This is a genomic window from Streptomyces sp. NPDC054840 (assembly GCF_053611065.1).
The window spans coordinates 1-18,012 of sequence record NZ_JBSGZP010000060.1 but is presented as its reverse complement, the minus strand read 5'-3'; the positions used below and the strand labels follow the sequence as shown (position 1 = coordinate 18,012).

At 70.6% G+C, this 18,012-nt stretch carries 15 protein-coding genes; 7 read left to right on the top strand and 8 right to left on the bottom strand.

Going from position 1 to position 18,012, the window contains the following annotated elements; all coding sequences use genetic code 11:
- The 5 genes from kdpB to ACWGIU_RS07105 form a co-directional block, all read right to left on the bottom strand.
- Window positions 1–1,606, bottom strand: a 1,606-nt coding sequence (gene kdpB, locus ACWGIU_RS07125) for a potassium-transporting ATPase subunit KdpB (RefSeq protein ID WP_453703204.1), incomplete at its 3' end; no start/stop codon positions are given.
- The gene (kdpA, locus tag ACWGIU_RS07120) at window positions 1,603–3,267 is read right to left on the bottom strand and encodes a potassium-transporting ATPase subunit KdpA (protein WP_453703202.1); all 1,665 of its coding nucleotides are present in this window, start codon (window positions 3,265–3,267) and stop codon (window positions 1,603–1,605) included. The genes kdpB and kdpA, both read right to left, overlap by 4 nt.
- Window positions 3,268–3,274: 7 nt before the next feature.
- Window positions 3,275–3,364 carry a K(+)-transporting ATPase subunit F gene (gene kdpF / locus ACWGIU_RS07115; RefSeq protein WP_453703200.1) on the bottom strand — a complete coding sequence of 30 codons (90 nt, stop codon included), beginning with the start codon at window positions 3,362–3,364 and terminating at the stop codon, window positions 3,275–3,277.
- Window positions 3,361–3,546 carry a hypothetical protein gene (locus ACWGIU_RS07110; RefSeq protein ID WP_453703198.1) on the bottom strand — a complete coding sequence of 62 codons (186 nt, stop codon included), beginning with the start codon at window positions 3,544–3,546 and terminating at the stop codon, window positions 3,361–3,363. Before ACWGIU_RS07110 ends, kdpF begins: the two co-directional genes overlap by 4 nt.
- 162 nt (window positions 3,547–3,708) lie before the next feature.
- Window positions 3,709–5,838, bottom strand: a complete 2,130-nt coding sequence (locus ACWGIU_RS07105; RefSeq protein WP_453703196.1) for a SpoIIE family protein phosphatase — start codon at window positions 5,836–5,838, stop codon at window positions 3,709–3,711.
- A gap of 331 nt (window positions 5,839–6,169) precedes the next feature.
- On the opposite strand from ACWGIU_RS07105, the gene ACWGIU_RS07100 reads away from it, so the two are divergent.
- The 3 genes from ACWGIU_RS07100 to ACWGIU_RS07090 are packed head-to-tail and all read left to right on the top strand — an operon-like array spanning window position 6,170 to window position 8,083.
- Window positions 6,170–7,315, top strand: coding sequence for a YihY/virulence factor BrkB family protein (locus tag ACWGIU_RS07100; protein WP_453703194.1), 1,146 nt, complete (start codon window positions 6,170–6,172; stop codon window positions 7,313–7,315).
- Entirely contained in the window at window positions 7,278–7,691 is a 414-nt protein-coding gene (locus ACWGIU_RS07095) for a phage holin family protein (RefSeq protein WP_453703192.1), read from the top strand. The genes ACWGIU_RS07100 and ACWGIU_RS07095 overlap by 38 nt, the downstream gene beginning before the upstream one ends.
- Window positions 7,688–8,083: a DUF3618 domain-containing protein gene (locus ACWGIU_RS07090; RefSeq protein WP_453703190.1), complete on the top strand. Its 396-nt coding sequence runs from the start codon at window positions 7,688–7,690 to the stop codon at window positions 8,081–8,083. Before ACWGIU_RS07095 ends, ACWGIU_RS07090 begins: the two co-directional genes overlap by 4 nt.
- Window positions 8,084–8,316: 233 nt before the next feature.
- On the opposite strand, the gene ACWGIU_RS07085 is transcribed toward ACWGIU_RS07090, so the two are convergent.
- Complete coding sequence (locus ACWGIU_RS07085; RefSeq protein WP_453703188.1) at window positions 8,317–8,535, bottom strand: hypothetical protein; 219 nt, start codon at window positions 8,533–8,535, stop codon at window positions 8,317–8,319.
- 178 nt (window positions 8,536–8,713) lie between these two features.
- Window positions 8,714–9,130 carry an SsgA family sporulation/cell division regulator gene (locus tag ACWGIU_RS07080; protein ID WP_453703186.1) on the bottom strand — a complete coding sequence of 139 codons (417 nt, stop codon included), beginning with the start codon at window positions 9,128–9,130 and terminating at the stop codon, window positions 8,714–8,716.
- 169 nt (window positions 9,131–9,299) lie between these two features.
- Here ACWGIU_RS07080 and ACWGIU_RS07075 point away from each other — a divergent pair, with 169 nt between their 5' ends.
- The 3 genes from ACWGIU_RS07075 to ACWGIU_RS07065 all read left to right on the top strand — a co-directional run bounded on the left by ACWGIU_RS07075 (window position 9,300) and on the right by ACWGIU_RS07065 (window position 14,767).
- Window positions 9,300–10,808: an FMN-binding glutamate synthase family protein gene (locus ACWGIU_RS07075; protein WP_453703184.1), complete on the top strand. Its 1,509-nt coding sequence runs from the start codon at window positions 9,300–9,302 to the stop codon at window positions 10,806–10,808.
- A 21-nt stretch (window positions 10,809–10,829) separates the two neighbouring features.
- Window positions 10,830–12,557, top strand: coding sequence for a thiamine pyrophosphate-dependent enzyme (locus tag ACWGIU_RS07070; protein ID WP_453703182.1), 1,728 nt, complete (start codon window positions 10,830–10,832; stop codon window positions 12,555–12,557).
- 341 nt (window positions 12,558–12,898) lie between these two features.
- Complete coding sequence (locus ACWGIU_RS07065) at window positions 12,899–14,767, top strand: copper resistance CopC/CopD family protein (protein WP_453703180.1); 1,869 nt, start codon at window positions 12,899–12,901, stop codon at window positions 14,765–14,767.
- A gap of 170 nt (window positions 14,768–14,937) precedes the next feature.
- Here the strand turns inward: ACWGIU_RS07065 and ACWGIU_RS07060 are convergent, their stop codons facing one another.
- Window positions 14,938–15,672, bottom strand: coding sequence for a DUF1775 domain-containing protein (locus ACWGIU_RS07060; protein ID WP_453703178.1), 735 nt, complete (start codon window positions 15,670–15,672; stop codon window positions 14,938–14,940).
- 938 nt (window positions 15,673–16,610) lie between these two features.
- Here ACWGIU_RS07060 and ACWGIU_RS07055 point away from each other — a divergent pair.
- A complete protein-coding gene (locus ACWGIU_RS07055; RefSeq protein ID WP_453703176.1) occupies window positions 16,611–17,708 on the top strand; it encodes an alpha/beta hydrolase in 1,098 nt (365 codons plus the stop codon).
- Window positions 17,709–18,012: the final 304 nt, after the last annotated feature.

Below are 18,012 nucleotides of genomic sequence, written 5' to 3'. Positions count from 1 at the left end.
TGCCGTCACCGGTCATCGCGACGAGTTTGCCGCCCGCCTGCTCCCGCTTGATGAGGGCCATCTTGTCCTCGGGGGTGGCCTCGGCGAGGAAGTCGTCGACGCCGGCCTCCTCCGCGATCGCCTTGGCGGTCAGCGGGTTGTCACCCGTGATCATGACGGTCTTGATGCCCATGCGGCGCAGTTCGTCGAACCGCTCGCGCATGCCTTCCTTGACGACGTCCTTGAGGTGGATGACGCCCAGGATCCGGGCGCCCTCCTCGTCCTCGACCGCGACGAGGAGCGGCGTACCGCCGGCCTCGGAGATCCGGTCGGCCAGGACGCCGGCGTCCGCGGCGACCTGCCCGCCCCGCTCCGTCACCCACGCGACGACCGAACCGGCGGCCCCCTTACGGGCCTTCCCGCCGTCGACGTCGACACCCGACATACGGGTCCGGGCGGTGAACGCCACCCAGGTGGCCTGCACGAGTTCGCCCTGGTGGCGGTCGCGCAGCCCGTACTTCTCCTTCGCCAGGACCACGATGGAACGGCCCTCGGGGGTCTCGTCGGCGAGGGAGGAAAGCTGTGCGGCGTCGGCCAGTTCGGCTTCCGTCGTGCCCTTGACCGGGACGAACTCGCAGGCCTGGCGGTTGCCGAGGGTGATCGTGCCGGTTTTGTCGAGCAGCAGTGTGGAGACGTCGCCGGCCGCTTCCACCGCCCGCCCGGACACGGCAAGGACGTTGCGCTGCACGAGCCGGTCCATACCGGCGATGCCGATGGCCGAGAGCAGGGCGCCGATCGTGGTCGGGATCAGGCAGACCAGCAGCGCGGTGAGGACGATCCACGACTGCTTCGCGTCGGCGTAGATCGCGAAGGGCTGGAGGGTGACCACGGCCAGCAGGAAGACGATGGTGAGGGACGCCAGCAGGATGTTGAGGGCGATCTCGTTGGGCGTCTTCTGCCGGGCCGCGCCCTCGACGAGCGCGATCATGCGGTCGATGAAGGTCTCGCCGGGCTTGGTCGTGATCTTGACGACGATCCGGTCCGAGAGGACCTTCGTACCGCCGGTGACGGCCGAGCGGTCGCCGCCCGACTCCCGGATGACCGGGGCCGATTCACCGGTGATCGCGGACTCGTCGACGGAAGCCACGCCCTCGACCACGTCACCGTCGCCCGGGATGATGTCCCCGGCCTCGCAGACGACCAGGTCACCGATCTTGAGGTCGGTACCGGGCACGGACTCCTCGGCCGATCCGGTCAGACGGCGCGCGACGGTGTCGGTCCTGGCCCGGCGCAGGGTGTCGGCCTGCGCCTTGCCGCGGCCCTCGGCCACGGCCTCCGCCAGGTTGGCGAAGATCGTCGTCAGCCACAGCCAGGCGGTGACCGCCCAGCCGAACCAGTCCGCCGGGTTCGTGATCGCCAGGACGGTGGTGACCACCGAGCCGGCGAGGACCACGAACATGACCGGAGACTTGATCATGACGCGCGGGTCCAGCTTGCGCACCGCGTCCGGGAAGGACCGCAACAGGGCCCTGGGGTCGAACAGGCCGCCGCCGACGCGACCTGCCGGGGGCTTGTGTCCGGTGGGCCGCTCTTCGTGCGGGGCCCGGGTCGGGGTGATGGTGCTCATGAGGCGAGCCCTTCGGCAAGCGGACCCAGCGCGAGCGCCGGGAAGTAGGTCAGACCGGTGATGACGAGGATCGTGCCGACGAGCAGGCCCGCGTAGAGCGGCTTGTCGGTCCGCAGGGTGCCCGCTGTCTCGGGCACCGGCTTCTGCTCGGCGAGCGAGCCCGCCAGGGCGAGGACGAACACCATGGGCAGGAAGCGGCCCAGCAGCATGGCGATGCCGATGGTGCTGTTGAACCACTGTGTGTCGCCGTTCAGGCCGGCGAACGCGGAGCCGTTGTTGTTGGCGCCCGAGGTGTAGGCGTAGAGGATCTCGGAGAAGCCGTGCGCCCCCGGGTTGGCCATCGAGTCGCCCGGCGTGGGCAGCGCCATCGCGGCGGCGGTGAAGCAGAGCACCAGTGCCGGGGTGACGAGGATGTAGCAGGCGGCCGGCTTGATCTGCCGGGTGCCGATCTTCTTGCCCAGGTACTCGGGGGTGCGCCCGACCATCAGGCCGGCGATGAACACCGTGATGACCGCCATGATCAGCATGCCGTAAAGACCGGAGCCGACACCGCCGGGCGCGATCTCGCCCAGCTGCATGCCCAACAGCTGGATGCCGCCGCCCAGGCCCGTGTACGAGGAGTGGAAGGAGTTGACCGCGCCCGTCGAGGTCAGGGTCGTGGCGACCGAGAAGATCGCGGAGGCGCCGACCCCGAAGCGGGTCTCCTTGCCCTCCATCGCCCCGCCCGCGGCATCGAGGGCCGGGCCGTGGTGCGCGAACTCGGTCCACATCATCAGCGCGGTGAAACCGATCCAGATGAGGCCCATGGTGGCCAGGATCGCGTAACCCTGGCGGAGGTTTCCGACCATGCGGCCGAAGGTGCGGGTGAGGGCGAGGGGGATCAGCAGGATCAGGAAGATCTCGAAGAGGTTCGAGAAGGGAGTGGGGTTCTCGAAGGGGTGGGCGGAGTTGGCGTTGAAGTAGCCGCCGCCGTTGGTGCCCAGCTCCTTGATGACCTCCTGCGACGCCACCGCCCCGCCGTTCCACTGCTGAGTGCCGCCCATGAACTGCCCGACTTCGTGGATGCCGGCGAAGTTCTGGATCGCGCCGCACGCGACGAGGACCAGGGCGCCGATCACGGCGAGGGGCAGCAGGATGCGGACGGTGCCGCGGACCAGATCCGCCCAGAAGTTGCCGAGCTCGCCGGTGCGGGAACGCGCGAAGCCCCGTACGAGCGCCACCGCGACGGCCATGCCGACGGCGGCGGAGACGAAGTTCTGGACCGCGAGGCCGCCGGTCTGTACGACGTGGCCCATGGCCTGCTCGCCGTAGTACGACTGCCAGTTGGTGTTGGTGACGAACGACGCGGCGGTGTTGAAGGCCTGGTCGGGGTCGATCGCGGAGAACCCGAGCGAGCCGGGCAGGATGCCCTGCGCCCGCTGGAGGGTGTAGAGGAAGAGGACACTCACCGCCGAGAAGGCGAGGACGCCGCGCAGGTAGGCGGGCCAGCGCATCTCCGCCGACGGGTTGGCGCCGATGGCCTTGTAGATCCACTTTTCCGGCTTGAGGTGCTTCTCGGAGGAGTAGACCCGCGCCATGTGGTCGCCGAGGGGGCGGTAGGCCAGGGCGAGCGCGGCGATCAGCGCGAGCAGCTGGAGCACAGCAGCGATTACGGGGCTCATGTCCGGCTCAGAACCTCTCCGGGTGCACGAGGGCGAGGATGAGGTAACCCAGCAGGGAGACCGCGACCAACAGGCCGACGATGTTTTCGATGCTCACAGCCTGGTCACCCCCTTGGCGATGAGAGCCACCAGCGCGAAGACCGCGACCGTGGTGACGACGAAGGCCAGATCGGCCACCGTGAGCTCCTGATGAAGTGATGAAATGGGTTTCGGCCAGTCGGCCGAAGACGAGCAAACCGCGAGCCCGGCCGGGCATCGAGACCCTTTGACGCACTCCATACGGCCCGGGTGGAGCTCTTGACGCCGCCGATACGAGGACCCGGCTCCCTGGGGGAAACCGGGCACGACGGGTGACGCCCTGGATGCGGGGAGGCGCCCCGGGGCATCAGGGAGCCGCAGGCGCGCCCTTCCGGCCAAGCCCCCTGGTCGGCGGCGGGCCGGTCAGGTCGGTGCGCCCGCTTCGTCGAGGGGTGGGTGGGGTCGTACATGGGCGATCACGAGGGCGACGTCGTCGGCCGCGTCGTGGTGCCGTAGTGCGGACAGAAGCCGGTCGCAGGTTGCCTCCAGGGGGAGGCCTGGATCGGTGAGGAGGCTGAGGAGCAGGTCGAGACGGTCGTCCAAGGCATCGTCGCGGGTTTCCACGAGGCCGTCGGTGTACAGGACCAGCCTGTCGCCGGGGACCAGGTCGAGGACGGTGGTCTCGAAATCGGGGCCCCCGAGGCCGCCCGCTCCGAGCGGCACGCCGGCGGGAAGGGCCAGCAGTTCGGGGATCTGCCCCGATCGGATGAGGACGGGGGGCGGGTGGCCGGCGAGGGCGACGCGGCAGCGGGAGCGGTGCGGGTCCCATGTGGCGTAGACGCAGGTCGCGATGGTCTGGTCCAGTTCGGCGGTGATGTGGTCGAGGTGGCGCAGGACCCGGGCCGGGTCGAGACCGAGGTCCGCCAGGGTGCGGGTGGCCGTGCGCAGTTGCCCCATGGCGGCGGCCGCGTGGACACCGTGTCCCATGACGTCGCCGACCACGAGAGCGGTCTTGTCCCGCGGCTGCGGGATCGCGTCGAACCAGTCGCCGCCGATCCCGCTGGCCGCTGCCGCGGGCTGGTAGCGGTACGCGATCCGAAGGCCGGCGGACCGGGGAGGCGGCTGGGGGAGCAGGTGGCGCTGAAGGGTCAGGGCGGTGTCGGTGGCGTGCTGGTACCAGCGGGCGTTGTCGATGGCGATGGCGGCACGGGTGGCCAGCTCGCCGGCCAGGGTGACGTCGTCGTGGTCGAAGGGGAGCGGACTACGGGTGCGTAGCAGGCCGAGGGCGCCGAGGACCTGGCCGCGGGCGGTCAGTGGAACGGCCAGGTAGGAGTGCGCGCCCGCCCGGGCGAGGAGTTTCGCGGCGGCTTCGTCGCGCGCGACGTGCACCAGGTCCGCGCCGGTGATGTGCGACACCAGGACGGGACGCCCCGTGCTCACGCAGCGGGTGACCAGGCGCTCGGCCGGATACCTGGTGCGCTCGCCCACCGGGTCGGCGGCTCGCACGGGGGCCGTCTCGTAGGCCGCCGCTACCGCCAGGGGCATGAACAGCGCCCGCCCCGTCCGGGTGCCGGGCGCCGTGGCCATGCTGCCTTCCAGAACCGAGTCGAGGACGTCGACCGAGGCGAGATCGGCCAGGCCGGCATGGTCGGCCACGACGAGGTCGGCGAGCTCACGGGCCGTGCGCTCCACGTCCAGGGTGGTCCCGACGGTCACCGACGCCCGCGCGATCAGGTCCAGCCGTCTCCGGGCCTCTACGGCCTTCCTGGCCGCGCGGTAGCTGTCGGTGACGTCCACCACCACCAAGGCGACACCGATCACCCGCCCCCGGGGGTCCTCCAGCCGGTAGTAGGACCCCGACCAGGCGTTTTCCCGGGCGGGATCGGCGGGCGTACGCCCGATGCCGTACTGGTCCAGCAGCGGTACGCCGGTCTCCAGGACCCGGCGCATGGAAGCCTCGATCACGCTCGTGTCCAGCAACGGCAGCGCCTCCCCGGGTGTACGGCCGAGATGCTTCTCGGCGGGCATACCGTCGATCCGCTCCATCGTCGGGTTGACCAGCACGTACCGAAGGTCCGTGTCCAGTACCGCCAGCCCCAGCGGGGACTGGGCCACGAGCGGCACGGACAGCGCCAGGTCGCGCTCCACGCCCCGTACAACGGCCTCGTCGCACGCGATCCCCAGGGCGTACACGCCGCCGTGTTCGTCCTGCAGCCGCATGTTGCGGAACTCGACCAGCCGCGCGGAGCCGTCTTTGTGCCGCACGGGGAAGACGCCCGCCCAGGCGCCCCCGCCGGCCACGACCTCGGCGAACAGATCGAGTACGAGGTCGACGTACTCGTCCGTGACCAGCAGCTCGGCCGCGTAGCTGCCCAGCGCCTCCTCGGCCGACCAGCCGAAGAGGTCCTGCGCCTGGGGGCTCCACAACGTGATCCTCCCCCTGGCGTCCAGGACCACCGCGGCCACGCTCAATACGTCCAGCAGACCGCCGGGCTCGGAGGGAGCCGCTCTCCCGGGGCCGGGCTCGACCCGGGACCCCTCGGATGTGACCACAAGCGGCCTCCTTCACCGACTGCCGCAGACCTCGAACCTGACGGTCCAGGCCCTCATTCGTCCCTCGGCGCGCTCTCTCATCCTCCTCCCGTCGGGTGAGGCCGCCTATCGGCCGGGATCGCATCTGTGTCTCATGCACTCGACGGAACAAGCATGTGCCGGCTGATGGAGGAAACGCTCCCGCGGATGCAAGACGCCGGCCCGGGGAGGGGGAGCCCGAGGGAGCCGAGGATGAGATCCGGCCGGGCCGGGGGACGGGGGCGCGGGCGGCACCGGCGGATCGGACCTGGCGCACGGGCATGAGTTCCGCCGAGGCGGAAAGCCGGGGGGTATGAAGCGGAACTCGACGCCGGACCCCGGCGCGGACGAACGTGCGGACACCGGAGTGGACGTCGGCGCCGGTCCCGATGAGCTGGTGCGCGAACGCGCCCCCGACCGGCCCACCGACCTGCCGAAACGATCGTGGCGCGCCGTGCTCCGCGGCACGGTGAAGGAGTTCGGTAACGACGAGCTGGCCGACCGCGCGGCGGCCCTGACCTACTACGGGGTGCTGGCACTCTTCCCCGCCCTTCTCGTGCTCGTGTCCCTGCTGGGCGTCGCCGGCGAGTCGACGACGCAGCGGGTGCTGGACAACCTGCGGAAACTGGCGCCCGGCTCGGTCCGGGACGTGATCAGCGATGCCGTGACGCAACTGCAGGGCCGGAGCGGAATCGGCTCACTGGTCGCCGTCGTCGGCCTGGTCGTCGCCCTGTGGTCCGCGTCCGGCTACGTCGCAGCCTTCATCCGCGCCTCGAACGCGGTCTACGACGTGCCCGAAGGCCGGTCCGTGTGGAAGATCCTTCCGCTTCGCCTGGCACTGACCGTCACGCTCATGCTCCTGGCCTGTGCGAGCGCGCTGATCGTGGTTTTCAGCGGGGGCCTGGCCCGGAGGGCCGGCGAGGCGCTCGGCGTAGGTGACAGCGGCCTCACCGCGTGGTCGATCGCGAAGTGGCCGGTCCTGGTCCTCCTCGTCACGATCATGATCGCGCTGCTGTACTGGGCCGCTCCGAATGCCAAGGGGCGCGGCTTCTCATGGGTCACCCCCGGCAGTTTCCTCGCCCTGGGGATCTGGATGATCGCCTCGGCCGGCTTCGCCGTCTACGTCGCGAACTTCGCCTCCTACAACAAGACGTACGGCACGGTCGCGGGCGTGATCGTCTTCCTGGTGTGGCTGTGGCTCACCAACCTCGCCATCCTCCTCGGGCTGGAGTTCGACGCGGAACTCGCCCGCCAACGGGCGATCGCCGGAGGGCTGCCCGAGCACGAGGAGCCGTACGTGCAGCCCCGCGACACCGGGGCATGGAGCGAAGAGGACCGTCGCCGCATGGCGAGATCCTCCATCCCTCCATGCGACCCGGAACGAGATGTATCCGATCGACGTGAGGACGAGGTGGAAAACCGTGGCCACGATCGAAACCAGGAGTCACCCCGCCGATGACGCGGTGGGCGTCCTGATCTCTCGAGCGTCTCAGCAGATGTCGGAGCTGGTGCGCCAGGAGATGCGGCTCGCGCGGGCGGAGATGACACGGAAGGGGAAGCGGTTCGGCACGGGCGGTGGCCTCTTCGGCGGAGCCGGGCTCCTCGGCGTGCTGGCGGCCCAGGCCTTGGTGGTGGCGGGCATCGCCGCGCTGGCTCTGGTGCTTCCCGTCTGGGCCTCGGCCCTGATCGCCACCGCCGTGCTGGCCGCGAGCGCCGCCGTGGTCGCGATGGCGGGCAGGAAGCAGATCGCGAAGGCCGGTACACCGGCGCCGGAGCGGACGATGGAGAGCCTCAGGGCCGACATGGCCGAGATCAGGGAGAAGGCACACCGATGACCAGCCAGTTCCCCGACGAACCCACCCCCCGTCGGTCCGGTCCCCGGCAACCCCCCCAACCGACCGCCGACGAACCCTCTCCTGAGGAACTGCGGGACCGGATCGAACACACCCGCGATCGACTCGGCTGCACCGTCGAGGCGCTGGCCGCCAAAGCCGACGTCACGGCCCAAGCCCGGGAGAAGACGGCCGCCGTGAAGGAACAGGCCACCCGGAAGGCGGCCGTGGTGACAGGCCAGATCCGGGACAGGGCGGAACACGTGGCGCACCTGGCGGCGGAGAGGGCGCCCGACCCCGTCCTCGACAAGGCGGGCCGGGCCGCACCGGTCGCGGTCGGCGCTGCCCTGTTCGTGTTCCTGGTGGTGCGGGCCAACCGGAGGAGGCATCGGTGAGAGCGTCGGCGCTCAGGAGGCGCCGGTGAGAGCGTCTGCGCGTGCCGGAACGCCGGGGCCGGCGCGGCCGCGGGGATCCGGAGCTGGTGCCGGGAGCGCTCCTCGGGGTCGCCGCAGGAGCGTCATCCGGCTCAAGGCCACTCTTCAGGCCCGCTCTGCGTGGACGGTGCGCGTGGACGGTGACTGCTGCCGGGCCTACCGGCCTGGCAGCAGTCCCTGTGAGGCCGTCGCGGTCAGTGTTCGCGCCCGGGACGGCGTCGTTCGTGCGGGGGCTCCCCGCCGTCACCGGGCCGGTCCAAGCGGCTGGCCTCGTCCGTGTCCGCCGCCCGTACGGTCGGTTCGTCCTTCGGGGACGCCTGGGGACCGGGTGCGATGTGGGGGCGGCGTCGCTGCTCGTCGTGGTCGTGGTCATGGTGGAGCGGGGCGCCGCCGGCGCCGCCTTGGTCTTCCATGGCGGAAACCTCCTGTGCTGTGCATCGGATCCCCCAACCGGCGGCTGCCCGGACCCCGCCACCGGAAACCCGGACGAGCCGCACGGCGCGCCGCGGGGCCACGGAGGCGGCCACCCGCTGCGGGCGCTCGTCGCTCGTCGCTCGTCCCGCGGCCGTGGACCGCCTTCCGGAGACGCTCTCAGTCCGGACACCGGATGCTGTGGAGGAACCCGTCGATGTCCCAGGACTCGGACCCCCGGGCCACCAACCCGTAGGACTGCTCGAGAAAGCAGCTCACCTGGGCGGAGTCGACGATCAGCAGCGCGGACTCGTAGCCGACCGGCGTATCGCCCCACAACTGCATGACCAGGGTGTGATGTCCGCCCGTCCACCGTGGGCGGAGGCTGACATCGCCTTCTCCCACGGGCCGGCGCACCCCCTCGGCCAGCATGTCCCGCTCGAAGTGCCACGGGGTGGGACTCCCGGCGTCCAGCATGAAGTCGAACCGGACCGCGTAGGGGTCGGACGTGTCGTATACGGCCCGCGTCGGTACCGGCAGGAGGCTGTCGGCCACGGCGAGGTGCGTCGAGATCGTGTCGGAGAGTGAGGACGGCAAGGAGACCTCCACAAGACAACAGGTGACCGGCCGCGCGTACCCGCCGAACACGCCTGGCATTCTGGGCCACCCGTGTGAATCTTGACCTGGTCAGGTGGCGGGAGGGGGAGCGGGAGGGCCGCCATGAGCCGGCACGGTTGGGAGCCGGGCTTCGGGACACACGAGCGGTGTGCTGAAAATACTCCTCCTCGTCCTGCTCGGAGCGCTCGCGGCGGTGGCCGTCCACGACCTCGTGCAGCGCCGGCACTCCCTCCTGCGGAACTACCCGCTGCTGGGGCACCTGCGGTTCGCCATGGAGGCGCTGCGTCCGGAGATCCAGCAGTACTTCATCGAGCGGAACTTCGACGGCCGCCCCTTCGACCGGGACACTCGCACCATCGTCTACGAACGCGCCAAGGGCACCGACGACGAGGAGCCCTTCGGCAGCGAACGCGACCTCCACCGGATCGGCAGCGAATACCTCACCCCTTCCATGGCCCCACGACCGGTGCGCGGTGATCCGCCCCGGGTCCGGATCGGGGGCCCTGGCTGCACCCGCCCGTACGACATGGCCCTGCTCAACATCTCGGCGATGAGCTTCGGCTCGCTGTCCGGCAACGCCGTTCGTGCCCTCAACACCGGTGCCCGACGGGGCGGCTTCGCCCAGGACACCGGTGAGGGCGGTATCTCCGAGTACCACCTGGAGCCGGGCGGGGACCTCGTCTGGGAGATCGGCACCGGCTACTTCGGCTGTCGCACCGAGGACGGCGACTTCGACCCGCGTCAGTTCGCCGAGAAGGCGGCACACGAGCAGGTCAAATGCGTCATGCTGAAGATCAGTCAGGGCGCCAAGCCCGGCATGGGAGGAGTACTGCCGGGCGCCAAGGTGAACGCGGAGATCGCGGAGGTCCGCGGCGTTCCCCGAGGACGGACCGTGGTCTCTCCGGCCTTCCACCGCGTCTACAGCACCCCCCGCGAACTGGTCCGCTTCCTGGCGAGGATGCGCGCGCTGGCCGACGGCAAGCCCGTCGGGTTCAAGCTGTGCGTCGGCTCCCGCCGGGAGTTCCTGGCCGTGTGCAAAGCCATGCTGGAGGAGGACACCACGCCCGACTTCATCGTCGTCGACGGCGCGGAGGGCGGCACGGGTGCGGCTCCCCTGGAGTTCGCGGACAACATCGGCCTGCCGCTCGGCGAGGGGCTGATGACCGTACACAACGCCCTCGTGGGCGCCGGCCTGCGCGACCGCGTCCGGATCGGCGCCTCCGGCAAGGTCGCCACCGGAAGCGACCTCGTCAAACGCCTGATCCAGGGCGCCGACTACACCAACGCCGCCCGCGCGATGATGTTCGCGATCGGATGTATCCAGGCTCAGCGCTGCCACACCAACACCTGCCCCGTAGGCGTCGCCACCCAGGACCGGCGGCGCGCTCGCGCCGTCGACGTCGGCGACAAGTCCCGGCGCGTCGAGCGCTACCAGAAGGCCACGGTCCGGAGCGCTCTGAGGATCATGGCGGCGATGGGCGTCGACAGCCCGTCCGAGCTGCGTCCCCACCAACTGCTCCAACGGGTCGACCCGTACACCGTGCGCTCGTACGCCGAACTCCACGCATGGCTCACCCCGGGACAACTGCTCGCATCAGCGCCCGACGCCTGGGCATCCGACTGGCGGGCGGCCGACCCGGACCGCTTCACCCACTGAGACCGAGGGAAGGACACTCCCGTGGCACGCACCGTGGCCCGCGTGATCGTCGACGCACTCCAGGACCTGGGCGTCCGGCACGTCTTCGGCGTCGTCGGAGACGCTCTGCACCCCCTGACCGACGCGATCCGCACCACCGACGGCCTCACCTGGGTCGGCTGCCGGCACGAAGAGGCCGCTGCCTTCGCGGCGGGGGCGCAGTCACAGCTCTCCGGCAACCTCGGCGTGTGCATGGGCACGGTCGGCCCCGGATCCGTCCACCTCCTCAACGGGCTCTACGACGCCGCCAAGAGCCATACCCCGGTCCTGGCGATCTGCGGACAGGTACCGCTCGCCGAGATGGGCAGCGACTACTTCCAGGAAGTCGACAACGACCTGCTGTTCCGCGACGTCGCCGTGTACCGGGCCACCGTCACCTCCCCGGACCAGATGCCGCGCATGCTGGAATCCGCCGTACGCGCCGCCGTCACCCGGGGCGGCGTCGCCGTCCTGACCGTGCCCGGCGACCTCGGTGACCAGGAGCTCGGCGACGACCGTCCGGCGCGCTTCACCCTTGAGCGCGCCGTCACCCGGCCCGACGAGCCGGCCCTCGCCGAGGCAGCCGAACTCCTGAACGCCGCGTCCCGTGTCACCCTGCTCGTCGGACGCGGAGCCCGTGACGCCCGCACCGAAGTCCTCCGAACCGCCGGCCTGCTCTCCGCCCCCATGGTGCTCACCCTGAAGGGCAAGGAGGGCTTCGAGGATGACAACCCCTTCCAGGTCGGCCAGACCGGCCTGATCGGCAACCCCGCCGCCTCCCACGCCCTCGACCACGGCGACGCACTCCTCATGCTGGGATCCGACTTCCCCTACCGGGACTGGTACCCGAAGGACTGCAAGGTCGTCCAGATCGATACACGCGAGGAGCACCTGGGGCGCCGGGTTCCCGTGGACGTGGGCCTCGCCGGTGATGTGGGAGCCACTCTGCGCGCCCTGCTCCCCCTGCTGAAAGAGGTACCGGACCGCACGCACCTGGACGATGCCCGGGATCGGTTCACGCAGTGGGAGGACGGCCAACGACGGCTGGCCGACCCCGCCCACGAGCACCGCTGGACCGGCAAGCTGCGCGCGGTACTGGACAACCGCGACCACGACATCCGGCCGGAGGCGCTGGCCGCCGCGGTCGACGCGTACGCGGCCGAGGACGCCGTTTTCACGTCCGACACCGGAATGGCCACCGTCTGGCTCTCCCGCTTCGTGGCCATGCGGGGAACCAGGCGCCTGATCGGCTCGTACAACCTCGGCTCGATGGCCAATGCCATGCCCCAGGCCCTCGGCGCCCAGCTGTGGGCTCCCGACCGCCAGATCGTCGCCTTCTGCGGTGACGGCGGCCTCGGCATGCTGCTCGGCGACCTGATGACCCTCAAGACGTACCGGCTGCCGGTGAAACTGGTGGTCTTCGACAACCGCCGACTGGGCATGGTCAAGCTCGAACAGGAGCAGGCGGGCCTGCCCGAATTCGGCACGGAACTCGACAACCCCGACTTCGCCGCCGTCGCCACCGCACTCGGCCTCACCGGGATCCGCGTCACCGACCCGGCCGACCTCCACGACAGTGTGCGCCGGGCGTTCGACACCCCGGGCCCGGTCCTGCTGGACGTGCTGACCAACCCGGAGGAAGTGGCCGTGCCGGGCAAGCCGACGGTGGCGCAGGGGTGGGGTTTCGCCATCGCCAAGGTGAAGGAGGTCCTCCCGAGCCGCGAAGGCTGAGCGGAGGGCGAGCTCCCTCGGGGTCATCGTGAGCCCGTCATGGGTGAGCCCCGTACAGCGAAAGCGACCCGAGTCGAGCCTTCTGCGCTGTCTTTAGCCGAAGTTGCACAAACGGCTCGGTCATCCGGCCGGCGGCACTATCGTCCACATCTCTCCACCCACACCAGCCAGCCCGCCAGAGTCCGCCCCTGTCGCCCCGGTGACACCCGCCGTCCGACGGCCGCCCCGCACGACCGAGTCCCGGGCGGGACCGCCCCTCCCGACGGTGTCACCGCTGACGACGCCACTTCGGAGACTGTGCCCTCATGCCCAGTGGATCGCCTCCCGACCCGAGGAGGCCGTTGACCGTCCTGGTACTGGTCGCCGCCGTACTCGCCCTGCTCCTCGGCGGGGCGGGCGCGGCCTCCGCGCATGCCGGACTGAGCGGCTCCGATCCCGCGGACGGAGCCGTCCTGAAGGCCGAGCCGCGGCACGTGACGCTTACCTTCACCGAGTCGGTCAGCTTCGCCGACGACTCGCTGAGAGTGCTCTCGCCGGAGAACGAGCGCGTGAACCCCCGTCCCGCGCAGCATGCGGACGGCAAGGAGAACACCGCACGGGTGGAGCTGTCCGGCAAGCTGCCGCAGGGCACCTACACGGTGGCATGGCGGGTCGTCTCCGCCGACGGCCATCCGATCTCCGGGGCGTTCGTGTTCTCCATCGGCCGGCCGTCCGAGACCGCCGCCGTGGTGGCGACCGGCTCACCGGACGACACGGCGGTCGGCCGCCTGTACGGCGTGATGCGCTACGTCGCCTACAGCGGTCTGGCCCTCTTCGTCGGAGCCGCCACGTTCGTCCTCGTGTGCTGGCCCGCAGCGGGCGCGACTCCTCCGGTGCGCAGGCTGCTGACCGTCGGATGGGCGGCACTGACGGCGTCCACGGTGGCCCTGTTGCTGCTGCGAGGCCCGTACGAGACGGCCGGTTCGGTGGCTTCGGCGCTCGACCTTGCTCAGCTGGGCCCCACGGTCACCGGCAGACCCGGTGGTGCGCTGATGGCACGCCTCGTGCTGCTCGCGGTTGCCGCGGTGTCGCTCACGCGGTTGGCCCGACGGCTCGACCGTGCCGGTGACGGCTCACAGCCGGCGGAACTCGGGGCCCGCGTCCGGGCGGCCGGCGCGCTGCTCGCCGTGGCCCTGGCGGGCACCTGGGCCTTCGTGGAACATGCAGCCGCCGGCACCCAGGTGGCCTTGGCCATGCCCGTCGCTGTTCTGCACCTGCTGGCCGTGGGCGTCTGGCTGGGCGGCCTGGTCACGCTGCTGCTCCTCCTGCGCCGCCGCGGACCCGGCGGCCAAGACGTCCCGGCGTCCGCGATCGGCCGCTTCTCCAGCCTGGCCTTCGGAGCCGTAGCCGTACTGGTCGGCACCGGGGTGTACCAGTCCTGGCGACAGGTCGGCTCGTGGGAAGCGCTGTCCACCACGTCGTACGGCAAGACCCTCATCGTGAAGGTCGCCGTCGTGGTCCTGGTGCTGTGGGTGGCCTCGTTCTCCCGCCGCTGGACCGCCCGCCTCGTCCACGAGGCGTCGTCGGCCACGGCGACGGTGACGGTGCCCGCCCGCGAGCGGGTGAGGGTGGCCCAGACGGTAGGCGCGCCCGCGCCTCCGGCAGGACAGGACCGCGACACCGCGCCTGACACACCTGCCGGGGACGGGCCGAGGGACGAGACCGAGCCGCCCGTCCTCAAGGCCGACGCGTACCGGCGCAGCCTGCGCCGCACAGTGACCGTCGAAGCCGTACTCGGTGTCGTGGTCCTGGTGATCACCACCATGCTCACGGGTACCCAGCCCAGCCGCGCAGCCGGTGAGAGGGTCGCGGCAGCCTCGGCGGACAATGCGGGGGTGAAGGTGCTCACGGTGCCCTTCGACATGGGCACGGCCAACCGGCGCGGCACGGTGCAGATCACGCTGGCGCCGGGGCGCGTCGGCGAGAACACGGTCGAAGCCGTGGTCTTCACCGCCGACGGCGGCCTCGCCTCCGTGCCGGAACTCCGCCTCACACTCACCCAGGAAGAGCTGGGAATCGGCCCGCTCGACGCCGAACTCAAGAACCAGAAGGGGTATTGGGCCACTTACGACCTGCGGCTTCCCATGCCCGGCGTCTGGACCCTGAACATCACGGTGCGCACCACGGACATCGACCAGGTCACTGTGCGCGAGACCGTCCGCATCACGTAGGTACCTAGATGACCCGGCGTGGCCGCCCTCTGCGCGCTGCTGATCGTCGGCTGCGCCGGGGGCGCCGAGCCTGCTTCCGCTGCTTCCGCTGCTTCCGCGCCGCCGCGCTACGGACCTGCGGTCCGGGCCGGTGCGCGGCGTACGCCAGGCGCCGGCCCCGACCGGTCCGGTCAGGCCTGACCGCGGTTGCGGCGCACCCACCGGAAGGTGCCGGCAGCGGCAAGCAGGAATACGGCAGCGATCCCGCCGACGACGGCCCCGGCGCCGCTGCCCGCCTCCTTGTCGCCCGTCGCCTGCGCGCCGGCGGAGGCGACGGGAGCGGCAGACGGAGCCGCGGTCGAGGGCTGGGCGGAGGGAACGACCGCACTCGGCGACGGTGAAGGGCCGGGGGCGATCGGCTCGGCTCCCGGGGCCGCTGCTCCGAGCTTCAGGACGGGGGCGGGGTTGTCGACCTTCTCGCCGTCGGTGGGGACCTCGATCCAGCGGGAGATCTTCCCGTCGCCGTAGGTCTCCAGGGTCTTGAAGGCCAGGGACTTCTCGTCGGGCAGCTGGCGCACGGTGACGCTGTACTCGGCGTCCGTGCCCGTCGCCAGAGCCGGGCCGCCGATCGCGTACCCGTCCGGCGTGGCCGTCAGTTTCCACTCCTTCGGAGCGTCCCTCAGCGTTACGGCGTCCGGAGCGATGCCCCGCGGCAGCACCACCCGCAACTCCGAGATCCCCGCGGTTTCCGACTCCGCCTCGGAGGTGAACGACAGCGTCACGTTCTCGGCGAGGGCACGCGGGTCGGAGGCCGTGACTTCGGCGTGCGCGGCGGCCGGGCCGGCGGCCACACCCACAACCACCAGGGCGCCGACGGCCGCGATACCCAGCCTGCGGAGCTGGAGGCGGGTGTGTGATCCGTTCATGTTGGAGAACCCTCTCGGTACGCGGGGCGGGCCTCGACCTGCAGCCGAAGGGCCCGTCAGGATCAGGTGAACGTCTCCTGCGCACCCGTCAGGAGGACCTCGACGCACCACCGCGTGACACAGCATCGTTGTCACCGTCGGTCGCGCAGGTCGCACAGCCAAGCCGTCGAGCGCAGCGAGGAGGCTCCGCAAGCCCGGCCGCACCCGTGACCGACCACGGACACCGAAAGCCGCGACGGTCGCCGTGACGGCTGCCTGGACCCATCGGCTCACGTTCTCCGGCAGGCGGCTCAGCACCTGGTCCGCGCGATGCATGAGCAGAGCCATCACACCTGCGGCCGTGCAATGGGCCGCCGTCATGGTCAACGTGCTGTGGTGTGCCGTACGTCCGATCTCCAGGACGCTCCCGTGCGCTTCGGTGTGCGGGGCACCTGCCGCCCGCGGCACGGACAGGGCCCGGTGAAACAGGAGTTGCGCAAGCCCGGTGGCCGTGACCACGTACCAGCCGGGCCGACACGGACGGGCCGCGAGCCATGAGAGCGCGAAGACCACCACCGAAGCGACGGCAGCCCGCCGCCAGGACACCGGTTCCTCCGAGCCCAGATGATGACCGACGACCGCCAGCATGCCGCTGATCAGCGTGAACACGGCAGCCCGCAGCCCCCGTCCGCCCCACCTCGCAGGCCGCGGACACGAGCGCATCCCCGCAGCGGCTTCGGCCATGTCGGGCTCATCATCACCGCACCCCGTAGCCACCGGGCCCCAACTGTCAATTGCGGAGCAGTTTCGTGGGCATGGAAGCCACACCCCGAGTCATTTGAAAGCTAACCGACATTTATTGCACGTTTTTGCAACCTTGAGGGTCGAGAAACACATCCAAAGAGGCGGACCACCCGTTCTGCCCGCTCAGGGCAGCCCCACTGTTCGGAGCGAAGTTCGTGCACGAGTACCCGCAATCGCAGCAGCCCGGCCGATCCGGCCGATCCCGCAAGAAGATGTGGATCGGCTCCGCGGTGGCCGTGGTCCTGCTCGCCGGCGCCGGCGCCGGGTCGATCCTCTGGACGACGGACTGGTTCGACGGGAACGGGGAGTCCGTCAGCTACACGAAGCCGTCGACCGGAGCGGGCAAGGAGCAGGAGACCGGCGGCGGGAAGCAGGACTCCGTGCCGAGCGCGGACCCGGACGTGTCCCTCCCCGCCGGTCCGTTCACCGACTTCAAGCAGACGGTCAAGCTGGAGGACGGCACCCGCATATCCAAGGCCCGGGTGAAGGGCCCCAAGTCCGGCTTCGAGGGCAGCGTCTGGGTGTGGACGCCGAAGGAGTACGACCGCCCCGAATACGCGAAGAGCGCTTTCCCGGTCATGATCGCGCTGCCCGGCGGCAACGGGAACGCCGACAACTACTGGGCGACCATGCCGAAGCTGGGCCTCCAGAAGGCCATCGCCGAGGGCGCCGCGACCGGCAAGAGCCTCCCCTTCATCCTGGTCATGCCGATCCTCAACCCGGACGCCAAGTACTACTACGACGGCTCCGACATCCCCGGCCAGGCCAAGATGGGCACCTGGATCGGCGAGGACGTACCCGACCTCGCCCGCGCCAACTTCCGTACCTACAAGTCCCGTGACGGCTGGGCCTTCATGGGCAACTCCTCCGGCGCCTTCGTCGGCCTCAAGCAACTCCTGCAGAAGCCGGACCGCTTCCGGGCCGTCATAGCCAACGGCGGCGAGATCGTCCCCGACTCCCCGCTCTGGAAGGGCCACCAGGCGGAAATGGACGCGAACAACCCCGAGAAGCTCGCACCGAAGCTGATCGCCGACAAGGGCCCCGAGGTGGACATCCTCTTCCAGTACGGCACCAAGGAGGGCGGCCGCGACCGGATGGAGAAGTTCCAGCAGCAGTTCGGCAAGGGCCCGATCAAGGTCACGATCCACGAGATCCAGGGCGGCGACCACAACGGCTGGGACTACGTCCGGGGCATGCGGGAAGGCGCCCTGGAACAGCTCAGCAAGCTGATGAAGGGGCCGAAGCCGCAGTAGGGCCTCGCCCTTGACTCATACGGTGTCCGCCGGTTCCGCCGGCAGCGATGCGCGCCCCACCTCTGGTGCCCGGGCCCACCCGGCGGGGATCATGGGTGGCGCGCGTTGGCCGTCATCGCCGCAGCGAGTGCAGGAGGTACGCGTGTCCACGATCGGCAACTGGACCCCGGCGCGGCTCCCCTTCTCGTGAACGAGTACGCCGCGCTGACCTCCCAGGGGCTGTACACGTCTGCTGGGTGACTGGTGGTGAGGAAGCACCGGCTCGCGCAGGGGTACCCGTGGCGCGGGGCCCGCCGGCCGGCGG